General features: G+C 37.4%; 11 protein-coding genes. 9 read left to right on the top strand and 2 right to left on the bottom strand.

Features of this window, described 5'->3' with window-relative positions; translation table 11 throughout:
• Positions 1-35: 35 nt before the first annotated feature.
• Both lnt and AAOP42_RS09380 read left to right on the top strand, forming a co-directional pair.
• A complete protein-coding gene (gene lnt / locus AAOP42_RS09385) occupies positions 36-1,592 on the top strand; it encodes an apolipoprotein N-acyltransferase (RefSeq protein WP_349528239.1) in 1,557 nt (518 codons plus the stop codon).
• Between the two features lie 82 nt (positions 1,593-1,674).
• Positions 1,675-4,074 (top strand): T9SS type A sorting domain-containing protein, encoded by a 2,400-nt coding sequence (locus AAOP42_RS09380; protein ID WP_349528238.1) that lies wholly within the window; start codon positions 1,675-1,677, stop codon positions 4,072-4,074.
• Between the two features lie 149 nt (positions 4,075-4,223).
• Here AAOP42_RS09380 and AAOP42_RS09375 read toward each other — a convergent pair whose 3' ends face one another.
• Positions 4,224-5,360 (bottom strand): class I SAM-dependent methyltransferase, encoded by a 1,137-nt coding sequence (locus AAOP42_RS09375; RefSeq protein ID WP_349528237.1) that lies wholly within the window; start codon positions 5,358-5,360, stop codon positions 4,224-4,226.
• Between the two features lie 118 nt (positions 5,361-5,478).
• Entirely contained in the window at positions 5,479-7,464 is a 1,986-nt protein-coding gene (locus tag AAOP42_RS09370) for an OmpA family protein (RefSeq protein ID WP_349528236.1), read from the bottom strand.
• Positions 7,465-7,721: 257 nt separating this feature from the next.
• Between AAOP42_RS09370 and lon the strand changes: the two genes are divergently transcribed.
• From lon to AAOP42_RS09335, 7 genes are all read left to right on the top strand, one after another.
• Positions 7,722-10,202, top strand: coding sequence for an endopeptidase La (lon, locus tag AAOP42_RS09365; RefSeq protein ID WP_349528235.1), 2,481 nt, complete (start codon positions 7,722-7,724; stop codon positions 10,200-10,202).
• A 31-nt stretch (positions 10,203-10,233) separates the two neighbouring features.
• Complete coding sequence (gene porQ, locus AAOP42_RS09360) at positions 10,234-11,253, top strand: type IX secretion system protein PorQ (RefSeq protein WP_349528234.1); 1,020 nt, start codon at positions 10,234-10,236, stop codon at positions 11,251-11,253.
• Positions 11,253-12,647, top strand: coding sequence for an ATP-dependent protease ATPase subunit HslU (gene hslU / locus AAOP42_RS09355; RefSeq protein ID WP_349528233.1), 1,395 nt, complete (start codon positions 11,253-11,255; stop codon positions 12,645-12,647). Before porQ ends, hslU begins: the two co-directional genes overlap by 1 nt.
• A gap of 107 nt (positions 12,648-12,754) precedes the next feature.
• Positions 12,755-13,393 carry a peroxiredoxin gene (locus tag AAOP42_RS09350; protein ID WP_349528232.1) on the top strand — a complete coding sequence of 213 codons (639 nt, stop codon included), beginning with the start codon at positions 12,755-12,757 and terminating at the stop codon, positions 13,391-13,393.
• 226 nt (positions 13,394-13,619) lie between these two features.
• On the top strand, positions 13,620-14,066 hold the full coding sequence (locus AAOP42_RS09345) for a hotdog fold thioesterase (RefSeq protein WP_349528231.1): 447 nt from the start codon (positions 13,620-13,622) through the stop codon (positions 14,064-14,066).
• Between the two features lie 164 nt (positions 14,067-14,230).
• On the top strand, positions 14,231-15,520 hold the full coding sequence (locus tag AAOP42_RS09340; RefSeq protein WP_349528230.1) for an AAA family ATPase: 1,290 nt from the start codon (positions 14,231-14,233) through the stop codon (positions 15,518-15,520).
• Positions 15,517-16,434, top strand: a complete 918-nt coding sequence (locus tag AAOP42_RS09335; RefSeq protein WP_349528229.1) for a DUF4435 domain-containing protein — start codon at positions 15,517-15,519, stop codon at positions 16,432-16,434. The genes AAOP42_RS09340 and AAOP42_RS09335 overlap by 4 nt, the downstream gene beginning before the upstream one ends.
• Positions 16,435-16,496: the final 62 nt, after the last annotated feature.

Here is a 16,496-nt window from a genome sequence, read left to right as displayed (position 1 = left end):
GATTTTTGACGTTTAGGCAAATCTTAAATAATAGAGTGAAAAAGCATACGTTAAGAAATATTTTTTTTGTGGTTGCGAGTTCTGTGATGTTGGCTGTTGCATGGCCGCCTTCTGACCTGAACTTTATACTCTTTTTTGCCTTTGTTCCTGTTTTGATGGCTGTATTTGAGCAGAAAAAAACTCGCAAAGCTTTTCTTTATTTTTATTTGTCATTTCAGCTTTTTTTGATTCTTATTCATAGCCCTTTATTAATTGAAGGAGACTACTTTATTCCTCTTTCTATTGGTCTAGTATTTATACCCATTATTTGGTCTATGCCAGTTGTTATTGCTCATAAGATAGCCAAATCTCGAGGGTTAAGTGCCTCTCTTTTTCTTTTTCCTTTTATATACCTCAGTCAGGAGGTTGTTCAATACTATTGGGATTTTGGAATGACTTATTTTAATATGGGGGTTGGTTTATCAAATACTCCATTTTTTCTAGGAATTTATCCATTCTTAGGACAAGAGGGTGGTACCTTATTGATTCTGGGTTTCAATTGTGGTCTTGTGTTTTTGTTCCAAAAGATTAAGAATGAAAAGGTTGAAATATACCATGCCTTACCTCTTGGTCTTTTTGTCCTAATAATTGCGATCACCTACCTCACTGCACCTGATGCTCAAAAAAAAGGAACTTTGCAAGTCGCAATTTTTCAACCGGACAAACAGAAAATTGATAGAATTAAAAATAATCTTTCTGCTAAGATCGATCTCTTAGAAACAGAAATTGAGAAAAATAAAGGGCGCAAAATAGATTTGATCATATGCCCTGAGAGTTTTTTTGTTGACATGGAAAAAAAACCTCTTATTGTAAATAACCTAGAAACCCATGAAGCTATTCAGCGATTGATGTTTCTAAGTAGCGAATATGGTGTTCCAATTTTTTCTGGTGCTATTTTAGTTGAAATGTTTAGAGCAGATGAGCCACCTACACCAAGTGCAAAGCCAAGGAGAAATGAACCAGGAGTTTACTTTGATATTTACAATGGATCCTTGTTTGTTACTCCAGATAAACAAATAGCCTGGCGAACGAAGCAAAGTCTAGTACCGTTCTCTGAAAGCATTCCTTTTTACAAGGCGTTCAATTATTTGGAAAGAAAAGGGCTATGGCCCACTAGGTATGATAAGACATACGGAGTGGTGCCATTTGAAGGGCCATTTAGATACAAGAATATTAATATTGCACCTGTTATATGCTTTGAAAGTGTATTTCCTGTTGTTGTTGATAGTTATATTCAAAATGAAGCAAATTTGATTGTAGTATTAAGTACAAACTGGACTACTTCACAAAGAGTTTTAAATCAACAGCAGGATGCTATGAGCATTGTCCAAAAATCTTTTGGAAAGACAGTTCTTTATGCAACTTTGGATCAACAATCTTCTGTGACTGACTTCAATGGGCAGAGGAAATTTAGTAGTAGTCCCTTTGAGGTTAAAGAGGTTAGACTGCATGATTCATCCAGTATGTATGCGCTGGTTGCTTCCAAGCCTTGGTGTTGGATTGTTTTAAGTTTGATTCTTGTACTTTTAGTAGTTTCAAAAAAAAATATATAATTCACGGAAATTCAATCCCTTCATAGTGTTTTAAGTAAAGTTTTTTTGTTATTTTGGCAGAAATTTATCCTTAAGCTAAGTGATGAGATTATTATTAATATGTTTGGTTTTGCTCTTGGCTCAGCAGTCATGGGCATCTTATGACTATGAGTGGGACGGATCAACAAGTGACAATTGGGAGACATCAAGTAATTGGAGTGACCCCCCTGGAAGTGCTCTTTCGAGTAACAATAACTATGGTATCAATGGAGATGACTATTTGCCAGGCGGAAACCATCCCGTCATAGATGGAAGTACGACCTTCACATATGGTGGTAGTGATTATAACATTAATAATGTCTATTTGTTCAAGCAGGCTGTCTTAACAATGTCAAATAGCACGGTTACAATAAACAATGATATGGCTATTCAGTCAGGGGCTGATGTTATTGTTGGTTCTTCTCTAACATTGAATGTAGATAATATCGCAGTAATTGATGATGGCTCGACGATGACGGTTAATGGAGGATATATAAACATGTCAGAGGATATAATATTTTCAGATAATGGAGCAGAGGGCAATGATGACGGTATAAATGGGTCTCCAATATTCACAATAAATTCGGGGGCAGTTGATTGTGATAATATTGAATTTGATGATGAGGTAGGGGATACAAATCCGCAGCTAGTGGTAACAGGTGGAATTATAACCGCGACTGGAAACATAATAAGTACTGGCAATGCCATTGACATAACCATTTCAGGAAGTGATGGCTCAAATGACGATGGCCGCCTCAATGTGTCTGGCAATGTAAGTGGAGTTTTGGATGCCATTGATATTGATATAAGCGGTAATGGTAGAATGGATATTGGTACGGATCTTTTGGGTGGTACTGGCACAGTGGATATTAATGTTGTAGGAAATGGTCAACTGAACATTAGCGGAAATTTGACAGGAGGTGCTGGTACTGTGAACATAACTGCTTCTGACAATGGAGCAGTTGATATTACAGGTAATATTACTGGAGGAGTAGGAACTATGAATATTACAGTCTCTGGCAATGCTGCGGTAAACGTGAATCAGAATGTTACAGGTACCGTTAATGTAATCCAAAATGGGGCAAACAGCAGTTTTACAATTGGTGGCAATCTGACCTCAAATGATTTTACCATGTCAGATGGTGATTTGGACATTTCTGGTAATTGGAATAATTCTGGAACTGTGAACGTAACAGGAGGAACAATTACTTTCAATGGAAGTTCTCTACAATCCATTTCTGGTTCGGGGCTAAGTTTTAACGATGTTATTGTGAACAACTCAAGTGGAATTGAATTCAATAATAATACTACTATAGGTGGAACACTCACCCTTTCTTCTGGTCTGCTCGATATGAACAACAACACTTTGAGTATTACCAATACCAGCACCAATGCAATTTCCCGAAATAGTGGATATATTTATAGTGAAGCGAGCACTATAAATTGGACTGTTGGGACTACTGGCAATTACGTTTACCCATTTGCGATTGATGGTTCAACACCTATTTTCTTTGATTTGGATATTACAACGTTGAGCGCAGGAGGAACGGTTAGTTTGAGTACGGCGGGAGTTGCGGATGGAAATCCATTACCGTATGGCATTGGAAATTTGAATAAGCGTACTTCAGCTCCTGGGGTGTTACCAGTGGTTGATGAGGACAATAGCGAAAATACTGTAGATAGATTTTGGTTGATTAACTCCTCGGCTACAATTACTGCCGACATAACATTCCGTGCTGCTGGTTCGGAAGTAGGTTCAATAACCGGATTACAGGCACAAAGATGGAATGGAACTTCATGGGAAAAGCCAGTAGATGGGCAGAGCTCAGGTGGCGGGGGGGTTACTGTTTCAGGGGTTAGTTCTTTTTCACCTTGGACTATGTCTGGTAATGATGAACCATTACCAGTAGAATTTCTTTTCTTTGATGCTGCTAAGCAAGGAGATATTGTAAAATTGGAGTGGGCGACTGCATCCGAAGAGGATAATTGGAAGTTTGAAGTTGAAAAATCAATAGATGGTATTAATTTTTCTAAACTTGGAGAAGTTGAAGGTAATGGGAATTCAAATCAGAGAATAGATTATTTTTTCGAGGATGTGAATATTTCATCATCATTAAACAACTCACTTTTTTATAGGCTGAAGCAAATCGACTTTGATGGAGGTTTTGAATATTCTAAGACTAAATTAGTTTCTATAGAAATTGAAAGGGATAAGTTGCAGGTTTTGCCAAATCCATATCAGTCTTCATTCGATTTGAAATTCGTTTCTGATCAAACAGGCACGGCACAAATACGCTTGATGAGCATAAACGGAAAGGTGCTCTTTTCAAGAGAGTATAACGTGCTAAAGGGGCCTAATTCAATTACAGTGTCAGAACTTAAAAATCTTCCTTCAGGTGTATATATAGTTAATGTGCAAGGAAGAGCAAATTCATATACAGAAAGAATTAGCAAAAGGGATTAGTCGTTAGACTATCCATGGCTACACAGTTATTATTCTGATGACTTTCACTTTACAAGTATTCAACTCTTCATATTAATAGGTTGAATAGATTTCAAAGAAGTAGTGTATATTTCTGTATCCTCATTGCCAAATTCCTAATCCTATCCTAGCTAGGATGGCAAACTCAATATCATTCTGTAAGCTGTCATTGATTTAGTTTTGAATGCATGTGCCGTACCATAAAGATATAATTCAAATATTCTATAAAGACTTGGGTATTTATTAGCGATTGTATCTTTATTATGCTCTAAGTTTTGACACCATTTTTTGGCTGTGAGGTAATAGTTATTACCATCATTTATCAGTTCTTCCAGTTCTAAGGGATAACTCGCTAGGTGCTTCAAATAATCCGCTAAACATAATGGTGAAGGATTGCCAGGGTAGATGTATTTATTGATATAAGTTGAAAAGTCAAACTTGTTGTCAGAAGCACTGGCATCTAAATAAATTTTACCGTTAGGCTTGAGTAATTCAGTGTATTTTGAAAGTGTTTTGCTGTAATTGGGTAAATGCTCTGTAACTCCCATATTTATGATGGCATCAAATTTCTTTTCTGTTTTGAATTCTAGAAAATGAGAGTTTTGAACTTTACATGGTAGGTTGTATTCTTGCACAATTCTATTCAAGTAAGCTTGAGAGTCTTTGGAAATAGTAATGCTTGTTATTCGAACTCCCTTTTTTCCAGCAAATTCTAAAAAAGAACCCCAGCCTCCACCAATATCCAAAACCTCTTGTCCGGGTTTTAAATTACATTTATCAAATGCATATTGATGTTTACGTAACATTGCGGTTTCAAGTGTTTCATTTTCGTTTTCAAAAATTCCTTGTGAGTAAGTCCGAGTTTGGTCTAAAAAATTGAGGTAAAGTTCATCCCCATGATCATAATGGGAAGCAATCCATTTTCTATCAGAAGTGATTTGTCCAAATATCAACGGAGAAATATGAACATTCCATAAGTTAAAGAACCAATTTTTTCTTCCGAGTAACGAGCGCAATTCGAATGCCTCCAAAAGGTCTCCTGTGATTTCAATATTAGAATCAATATATGCTTCAGCTATTTTGGTCTCATTTAATGATTTTAAGGCATTCCAGCCTTTTTTGTTAAGAACAATCGTAAACTTTGGCGTGTTTGTTTCTTTTAGAAATGAGAAAATTAAATCTTTTTCAAGATATATTTGGAAAGCGGTAGTTGATTTTTGTTGAATAAGTTGTTGATGTAGTATTTGAGTAAATTGCGTGTATTTCATTCTGTTTCAATAGTTCTCTTTGATGCTAAGATGTTACTTTAGTATATAAGCACAAAGAGGGACGTAACTTTTTTAGCAAAAACAATTATCCGATATTACCAATTCAAGAAAAAAACCATTACTTCCCCTGCCCGACTCCCACCGCTGGCCGATAGATTTCAAATTCCACCCTTCGGTTAAGCTTTTTGTCCTCTTCGGTTATTTCGTCAACTATAGGTTGTGTGCTTCCATAGCCTTCATGACTTACCCTGTGCTGATCAACTCCGCCAAAAATCACGATATAATCACGAATAGTTTTGGCTCTTTCTTTGGATAATTTTAAGTTGACATCTGCTGAGCCAAAAGAATCTGTATGTCCTGATATCTTTAGAAAAAAGTCCAGATTGTCGTACATAAAATTTACTATTTTGTTTAGATCACCGTACATTTCAGTCTTTAGATTAGACTGTCCGATATCAAATTCTATGGATTCAAATTTCACCCGGCTGGCAATTGGTTCTGTTACTTTTCTGAAGTCAGCGGGCCCGTCCAGATAAAACATTTCCTCAATTCTGAAAAACTCATCTCCTTGAATCACCAGCAAATAGTTGCGGTTGTTTACCAGGTCAAACTCAAAACTTCCATCAGCTTTCAGGTATTTGGGAGCCACCTCTACCTTTTCATCCATGTCAATAATGGATACTATCCCTGTAAATGGTTTTCCGGTCAGGGAATCTGTTAATGAACCTGTTACTCTGGTTAATGCATTTGGGTTGGCACCCATAGGAAGTGGGAAAGAGTACAAATCCTGCTTGGTAAGATCACGATTGGCAGATCGGGAGTAGTAAAGGTCTCTGGATTCAGAGTCAATGGTAAAGTAAAATTCATTTCCCGGACCGTTTACCAATGGGCCAATATTCACTGGTTCACTCCACCTATTGTCTTTTTTGTAAGCTTTGTATATATCAAACTCACCGAAGGAGTACAGTTGCCCGTTAGAACTAAAGTACAACACATGATGTTTTGGATGGTAAAATGGACTTACATCATTCTTCCTTGTGTTGATTACAGGCCCTAGATTTTGGGCTCTTGCCCACCCACCATTTCCATCTTTATATGTAAAGTAAATATCTGACAATCCAAATCCACCAATTCTGTCCGATGCAAAGTACAATGTATCTTCGGTATGTGATAATGATGGATGTGAGTCCCAACTGATGCTGTTTACATTAAATCCTAAATTTTTGATTCCTCCCCAAGTACTGTCTTCCTGCATGGTGGCCATAAAGATGTCACAATTGCCCATTGAGAGTGGAGATTCACATCTGGAAAAATAAAGTGTTTTCTTATCACGACTCAGGCATGCCGATCCTTCATTGTATTGAGTGTTAATAGCTTTGAGTTCCTGACTGAGATCCCAGAAACCATTTTTTCTTGTGCTGAAAAACAAGTCTTCATTTTCTGTGAAATCCAACCCCTTTTCAGATTCGTTTCTTTGAGATGTGAAAATGAGTACATCATCATTGAGTGCCAGAGTGGGACCATAATCTGCTTTTCTTGAATTGATCCTTCTACCCATGTTCAGCAATACTCCCGGAGGAGGACGAAGTGTGTCTATCGCTTTACGGTGTTCCACCAATTTATAATAATAATCCAGTGGCACAAACTGATCTGTCATTTGAGTATTTAACGAATCGTAATAAATCTCTATTTCGTGGATGTCTATTCCCTGATGGTGGTGTCTGAGTACCAATTTATAAAGAGACCGGGCTTCTTCTTCTGTTCCATACAATTCGGTCAATTTGGCAAGCCTCCAAATCCAATAAGTATCGACATAAAAATTTCTAATGGCGAAATTCTTAATGTAGTCTTTGAGCGCATAATAAAGCTTAGGCCAGTCTTTTTCTTTTTCCAGCTTTAAGATATGTTCCAGTTTTGATTTGTTGAAGTACTCTCTAATACGATTGATGTTTTTGAAATCATAAATATTGAATTCAGTATTGATTGCGATGGTGTCAACTTCAAGAATTAACTCTTTTTTATTTCTTTTACCATTGAATTGACCTTTACAATACTGAAATGAAAGCATTAGCAAGATTGCCAGTAGAACAGGCTTGGAAGACATGCTTCTAATATTATAAGGGGTGTGGCTCACTCTTTTGTCTTCTGTTTATTCTTTCACCTGTTTAACGATGATTTTTTGAAAAATCATATTCCAAACAAGATAATCAAAATTAATACAGTATTAATTGATTTTAAACTTGTGCCTGTTTTAATTACAAATTCTTTGGCATATCTATTGCAACTTGCTGCGTTGGTTAAATAATATAACTACGTAGAAAGAAATTATGTCATTTTGACAGTGAAGGTTGAAAAGCATTTATGGAGCATAACAATTTATATAATTCAATGATGTTATCGGATTTGATAGAAGAAGATACAGAGGAACTTATTCCGTTAATTCATTCAGAAGATACAGAGGAGCTGTCTCAGGAAAATTTACCCGAATTCATTCCTATTTTGCCGTTAAAAAATGCGGTACTGTTTTCAGGAGTAGTGATACCCATTACAGTGAGCAGGCAAAAATCTATCCGCCTGGTAAAAAAGGCATACAGGGGTGATAGGTTGATAGGAGTGGCAGCACAAAAGAACCTGCAAGCAGAAGATCCGGGTGAAAATGATATTTACAGAGTGGGGACACTTGCCAAAATCATAAAAATGATAGTGTTGCCCGATGGTAATACGACTATTATTATTCAGGGAAAGAGCAGGTTCGAACTTCAAAAAGTAATAAGGGAAAATCCATACATGACTGCAAAAGTTAAAATACTGGAAGAGCAATATCCCGATGAAACTAAAAAGGAAACCGTTGCTATAGTGCAGTCTCTGAAGGATTCGGCAAAGAAAATATTGAAGCTCAACCCGGAAATTCCTAAGGAAGCACAGATAGCACTTGAGAACATAGAGAGTTTTGGCTTTTTGACTCACTTCCTTTCCTCAAATGTGAATGCCGATGTAAAGGAAAAACAAAAGTTGCTTGAGCTGAACGATGGAAAAATAAGAGCCGAGCAATTACTTCAGTACATGCTGAAGGATATTCAGATGCTCGAACTCAAAAATGAAATCCAGAACAAAGTCAATACCGATATAGATCAACAGCAAAGGGATTATTATTTGCGACAGCAGATAAAAGTGCTACAGGATGAGTTGGGACAGGGTAGCCCGGAGCAGGAGATCGATGAGTTGAGAAACCGTGGGATGGACAAAAACTGGCCTAAGGAAGTCAGTGAACATTTCAGCAAGGAGATTGATAAAATCCTACGAATGAACCCCATGGCAGCCGAATATCCGGTAGCAGTAAATTATGCAGAGTTGTTGCTTGACTTGCCCTGGAACGACCTGACCACCGATAATTTTGACCTGAAAAGGGCAAAGAAGATATTGGATAAAGATCACTTTGGCCTTGAAAAAGTCAAAGACAGGATTATTGAGTATTTGGCAGTCAGGAAATTGAAAAATGATCTGAAAGGACCAATATTATGCCTTTATGGCCCTCCAGGAGTGGGTAAAACTTCTCTGGGAAAATCTATAGCTAAAGCGTTGAATAGAAAATACGTAAGGATGTCGCTCGGAGGAGTGCACGATGAAGCGGAAATAAGAGGGCACAGAAAAACCTATATAGGTGCCATGCCGGGCAAGGTGATCCAAAACATCAAGAAGGCTAAAACATCCAACCCGGTATTTGTATTGGATGAAATAGACAAAGTGGCATCAGATTTTAGAGGAGATCCATCTTCGGCTTTGCTTGAAGTACTGGACCCTGAACAAAATTCTACATTTAAAGACAACTACCTTGAGGTTGATTACGACCTTTCGAAAGTGTTGTTTATAGCTACAGCCAATTCATTGGATACCATTCAGCCTGCACTCAGAGACAGAATGGAAATCATTGAAATAAATGGCTATACCTTGGAAGAAAAGACGCTAATTGCCAAAAAACATTTGATTCCAAAACAAAAGCTGGAGCATGGTTTGAAGAAAGAAGATCTGACTTTTGATCAAAAAGCCATAACAAAGATAATAGACGGATACACCAGAGAATCAGGAGTTAGAAATTTGGAACGAAAAGTAGGTTCAATTGTAAGAAATGCTGCTAAGTCCATTGCAATGGAAGAGGAATATAGTAAAAAAGTGACTCCAAAGGACGTGCAGGAAGTATTGGGTGCAGAGGTGTTTGATAAGGAACTCTATCAAAATAATAAATTCCCTGGCGTTGTGACAGGGTTGGCCTGGACGCAGGTAGGGGGGGAGATTTTGTTTATCGAATCAAGCCTGAGTAGAGGTAAGGGAAAATTGACACTGTCAGGGCAGTTGGGAGATGTGATGAAAGAATCTGCAATGACTGCTCTTTCCTATCTCAAATCCAATGCAGAGAAGTTGGACATTCACTACAAAGTTTTTGAAAACTATGATTTGCATGTGCATGTACCGGCGGGTGCCGTACCCAAAGATGGTCCATCGGCAGGTATCACTATGCTTACTTCTCTTGCTTCTATTTTTACACAGAGAAAAGTGAAAGACAAACTGGCAATGACCGGAGAAATAACCCTTCGGGGAAAAGTTTTGCCTGTTGGAGGCATCAAAGAGAAGATATTAGCGGCTAGACGTGCAGGGATCAAAGAAATTATATTGTGTCAAAAGAACAAAAAGGACATAGATGAAATCAATCCTAAATACATTACCAATATGAAGTTTCATTTTGTTGAAACCGTTGAGGAAGTGTTGGATGTGGCATTGTTGCCTTCTAAGGTGGACAACCCGATGAAATTAGATATTCCTGAAGAAAAAGAAGTGCTGTCGTAACTTCTGATCATCTTCCTTGAAAATATTGAAAATGAAGAAGTCTGTATTTATTATATTTCTATTGATAAACACAGGTTTTTTATATGCCCAGATTGGAGGTAAAAGAGTTTTTGAGTTTTTGAATATGCCAGTCAACGCCAGAACGGCAGCTTTGGGAGGTGTTGTAGTTTCGGCTACTGAAAATGATGCGACGATGTTTTTGTCAAATCCGGCATTGCTTGATAGTGAAAACCATAATTATTTGTCTGTAAGCTATCTGGGATTTTACGCCGACATCCAGTATAGTTCTTTTACTTACACTCGAAAATTTACAAAATTTGGGATTATGGGTTTTGGAGTACAGCGTATGTCCTATGGTGAGTTTGAAAGTTATGATGCTTCTGGCAATTCGGTTGGAAAGTTTGATGCAGGGGAAACGGCAGTAACTGTATCAAACAGCCACAAAGTTGGACCATTTTCCATGGGAGTAAACCTGAAGTTTGTGCAATCATCAATTTATACTTATTCTGCTTCTGGTCTTTTTTTGGATTTGGGAGGGCTGTATAGACATCCTGAAAAGGAATTAACAATAGGACTGAATATGAAAAGTCTTGGCGTTTTGCTATCAGACTATACCGATTCAAGCAATGGAACTTTGCCTTTTGATGTACAAGCTGGTATCACTTTTAAACCGGAACACATGCCATTCCGTTTTACATTTACAGCTTACAATCTCAATAGAGACAATGTTGCCTACTTTGATGAAAACCTGAGCAACGAAGATGACAAACCCGGGCAAGTAGATAAAATATTCAGACACATCAATATTGGAACGGAACTTATTTTAGGCAAGAATTTTAATATCCGATTGGGATACAACCATCTGTTAAGAAAAGAGTTGAGATTGACAAATACCTCTGGTGGTGCCGGATTTAATTTCGGATTTATGGTAAGAATCAAAGCTTTTGAATTGGCTTATACCAATGCCACTTACCATGCCAGTGGGGGAAGAAGTTTTTTGACTATTACGTCAAATTTAAATAGAGTTTTAAAGAAGAAAACAATAGAATAATGTTGGAACAAGATAAATACCTTACGCCGAGGGAGATAGTCATCGAGTTGGACAAATACATCATCGGACAGAAAGATGCCAAGCGAAATGTAGCGATAGCCCTTCGAAACCGATGGAGAAGGATGAATGTAAAATCAGAGATTCAGGGAGAAATTATTCCCAACAATATTCTGATGATAGGTGCTACCGGAGTAGGAAAGACCGAAATAGCAAGGAGACTGGCCAAATTAGCTGACGCACCATTTGTAAAAGTGGAGGCTTCCAAATTTACCGAGGTGGGCTATGTAGGAAGAGATGTGGAAAGTATGATCAGAGACTTGGTGGAGCAGTCTGTAAGTTTGATTAAAGCCAATAAAAAGGAAGTGGTAAAGGCCAAAGCGGAAGCTATAGTCGAAGAAATAATATTGGATGCTCTTATTCCTCCAGTGAAGTCTCCTGCAAAAGCTGTAGTTGTTACTTCTGATTCTGAAGATATAATGCCGGAAAATGATGCAGAACTCAACGAAAAAACAAGAGAACGCTTCAGAGAAAAAATCCGAAATGGAGAATTGGATGACAGGAAGATAGACATCAGCGTGAAGCAGCCGGGAGGCAATGGCATAGGTATGATTGGCGGGGGAGCAATGGATGAGGTGTCGATGATGAACTTGCAGGACATGATTGGCAATATGATGCCGAAAAAAGTAAAAAAGAGAAAAGTATCTATTGCTGATGCCCGAAAAATTTTGCTGGAAGAAGAATCTGCGAAATTGATCGATATGGATGAGGTGAAAGAAGAGGCGATTGAAAAGGCTCAGAATACCGGAATAGTATTCATAGATGAGATAGATAAAATTGCTGTAGGGGCTTCCAAGAAAGGTGGTCCGGACGTGAGCAGAGAAGGAGTACAGAGGGATTTGCTGCCAATCGTGGAAGGCAGTGCCGTCAATACCAAATATGGAGTAGTCAATACCGATCACATATTGTTTATTGCTGCCGGAGCATTTCATTTTGCGAAACCGTCAGATCTTATTCCGGAGTTGCAGGGAAGGTTTCCGATCAGAGTAGAGCTGGACGACCTTACCAAAGATGATTTTCTGCGGATTCTAAAGGAGCCAAAAAATGCATTGACCAAACAATATCAGGCACTTGTCGGAGCTGAAGATGTCGAAATCACTTTTCAGGAGGATGCATTGGAAGAGATTGCCGAAATGGCTTTTAATATCAATGCTGATGTGGAAAACATTGGCGCAAGAAGGTTGCATACAGTGATGAGCAAACTGCTCAACGACATTCTATTTGATATACCGGACATCATCGGACCAAATGCCAAGATTGTAATCACCAAAGATCAGGTGCAAGAAAAGCTTTCCGGTTTAATCCAAAACAAGGATTTAAGTCACTATATACTATAATTGATTCAGGAAAATTATTTTCATATAAAAGCCTCGACCTGAGAGGAATTTTAGCGTATAGTAATATCAAGTTTAATATTTTTTTTCATTTAAAAACTATTTACAAAATGCCAACAATAAGATTAGGAGATATTGCTCCGAATTTCACAGCACAAACCTCAGAAGGAGAAATTAATTTTCACGAATGGTTGGGAGACAGTTGGGGCGTATTGTTTTCTCATCCTGCGGACTATACACCAGTGTGTACTACAGAATTGGGAACGGTAGCGAAATATACAGATGAATTCAACGCCAGAAATGTGAAAGTGATGGCTTTGAGCGTAGATGGATTGGTATCGCATAAAGGATGGATCAAAGACATCAACGAAACTCAGGACACAACCGTAAACTTTCCGATCATAGCAGATGAGGATCGAAAGGTTTCTTCACTTTATGACATGATTCACCCCAATGCTGATGATAAAATGACGGTAAGGTCAGTGTTTATTATAGGGCCGGACAAAAAAGTGAAGTTGACGATTACTTACCCTGCTTCTACAGGAAGAAATTTTGACGAATTGCTTAGGGTGATTGATTCTCTGCAACTCACTGCTTACCACAAGGTAGCAACGCCTGCAAACTGGAAGAATGGAGATGATTGCGTAATTGTACCAGCCGTCACGAATGAGCAAATACCCGAGTTGTTTCCAAAAGGACACAAAGAGGTGAAGCCATATTTGAGGATGACACCTCAGCCAAATTTGTAATTTTAAAGTAAAAACAAATACGAACCAGTGGTGACAGAGCAAACACATTTAAAAACAAAAACCTCCTTACCGCACTAGTTGCGGTATCTGTTAGAGGTACAGTCTATTCTAGCAGACCCCAGAACACCCGCCTGCTGGCGAGGCAGGAGCCTGAGGGTAATAAATTTTTAAATGCGTTTGCCCTTCCAATAGTGAAACTTTCATCACTGATTCGTAATTTTCTATTATGCTAAAACCGGAGCAAAATGAGTTTAATGCCGAATTGCTGCTCAGGCGTATTTCGGAAGGCATGATTCCCATGCACAACCTCATTGGCATTGAACTGGTACATATAGAAGCTGATTTTGTTTCTTTCAAAATACCATTCAACGAAAAATTAATCGGTGACATCCTGAACAGACGGATTCATGGCGGGATCATCTCAGCAGCCATGGATGCTGTGGGAGGAGCCGTTGCTATGCTCAATTTCAAAAGCTTTGAAGACCACCTGTCCACCATCAACATCACCGTAAACTACCTCCGGCCAGCCTTTCAAAAAAACCTCATCATAGAAGGCCGGAGCATCAAAAATGGTGTACGAGTAATCTTCACCGAAATGAAAGCCTACCACGAAGGAGAAGCCGACAAAACTATCGCCACTGGCTCAGCTTCATATAGCTACAAGCAAAAGTAAAAACCAACACTAGCTTGTTCAAACTCCTCTTGGTAGATGTTATTTACTTGGCAATAAAAACATAAGTAACATTATTTATTGATTAGATTTGATATTGACATAGGTCAAGTATGTGCCACTAATGGCGTATACTGAATTGTTGAGCATCATATAAAAAAAGTAAAATGAACTATATAGATTACGTAAAAATTGACGGGTTTTGGGGAGACAAAACGGTTGAAATCGACTTTGATAAGGATATAAACTTTATTATAGGTGTTAATGGTTCAGGGAAGACAACCTTTATAAACCTAGTTGTAGCAACCTTGATGCTAGATTTTCCTGTTCTTGACAGAATACAATACGACAAAGTTCATGTCCGACTTAGAAGTTTTGATAGCAAAAAATTCAAACCATTCATTGAAATAGAGAAAAAGAAATCTGACCTAACTCCTTATCCACAAATTGTATTCAGAATAAAAACTTCTTCGAAAGAAAAATTGAAGGAATATCCTTTAAATGAAATCGAAGAAGAAAACCTTTTCAGATATCGATCGGAATTCGCTCATCAAAGACTCCTAGGTAGACGAAGAAGGGAATATGACGAAGACATATATGAACAAATCAAATCCTTGATTAATATTAATTGGCTCTCAATTCATAGAGTAAGTAGCAGAAATCCAAGAGAAGAAAATAATGAGTCATCCGTAGATCAGAAAATTAAAGAACTTAATAATTCTTTTCTCAGATACTTTTCTGTGTTACAAAGACAAGCGGCTTCTGAGACTGAATCTTTCCAAAGATTTATTTTCTTGTCACTGTTGGCTGATGAATCACAGGAAGAGCTATTTAAGGTTCTCAACACAATAAAATCAACTGATGAACAACGTTATTTAAAAGACATTTTTTCAGAATTTAAGTTACCGGAAAGGTCATATGCCAAAAAACTTGAAAAGCACTTTGAGTCGTACGACAATTCTATCAAGAAAATTACCTCAAATGAAAGTTTAAACATTAATGATTTATCATTTTTAATTGGAACTAGACGTATACATGGAGTAGTTCAAAAATGGAGTGAACTTGTTTCCAAACAAAAGGATATTTTCAAATATCGTGACACCTTTTTAGATGTAGTAAACGGTTTATTACAAAGGAAAAAGCTAATATTTTCAGAAAGAAATGAACTACTCATTGAAACTGAAAGCGGCAAAAAATTTCCACTTCAGCACTTATCATCAGGTGAAAAACAACTAATTATCATCTTGGGTGAGAGTCTACTTCAACAATCAACTCCTCATGTATACATAGCTGATGAACCCGAACTTTCATTACATGTTGCTTGGCAAGAAAAACTAGTTAGTAGCTTAAAAGCAATAAACCCCAATTCTCAAATAGTCTTTGCTACACACTCACCAGATATTGTAAGTAGTTATTCAAATTCTGTAATTAAAATTGAAAACCACATCACAACATGAGCTTTACAAGGACATCAAACGGTTTAGCCAATCAATGCTTGTTCTATAATGTTGACGCAGTAGTTTTTACTGAGGGCGGAAATATTAGCTGGTCAATTGAAGATATCTATTCAGACGAATACAATGAAAAAGCAATTGACATTATTTTTTGGCGTAAATTATTCAACAGGTTTACCGACCATCTCAATTTAAAATTTAAAGCCGTTGGTTCAAAAGCAACAGTAAACGCAATCGCCCTCGAAATTGAAAGTAATAATATTTCCACGGTCATTGCGGCTATGGATTCGGAATTTGATGAATTATACAATCGAAAAGTTAATAGTTCTAATGTGCTTTATACTAGGGGGTATAGTTGGGAAAATGATGTCTGGAATGCAGACATTACCGTTTCAATTCTTGAGGATTTGTCGGGTGAGGAAATAGATAAAAATACTATAAACGATTGCATACAACAATTTCATTCAGAAATAATAGAAGGTGTGTATGCAGATGCAATTTTGTTTGGTTCAAACAAATCATTCCTGCCAAGAAAAGGACATCTCAAATGCGTAGAATGTTCAAATAACTCAATGCCTAAGATAAAACCTGAATTTTTGGAAAATTTGTTATCAGAAAATGGTTTAAAAAGAAAACAAATCCAGAGTTTTGGTAAAACCAAAAAAATAAATAGCCAACAACATTGCTACGGCCATTTACTCAACGATTTTCACTACCATTTAGTTAGGTATATTTCAAATACAGTCTTAAAAATTAAAGTGATTAATAAAGATCTTTTGGAGAATATGGCAATTTCAAAATTTGATCAAATGATGCCGAACGAAATGCTGGAATATTATAAAAAAATAGTAACAAATACGGTACCCAACAAAACCTATAAGCAAAGTACTCTGCGGGACACTACTGCTCATAGCTAAACCGTTGAACTTCATTCGCTACTCTATTTGTTCCAAACTTTAAGTGTGATTGGAGCCACTAA

Source organism: Reichenbachiella sp. MALMAid0571 (assembly GCF_040151475.1).
Classification (GTDB): domain Bacteria; phylum Bacteroidota; class Bacteroidia; order Cytophagales; family Cyclobacteriaceae; genus CAXBNB01.
Note: the sequence above shows the minus strand (reverse complement) of the source record. Positions and strands in the feature narration are given on the sequence as shown.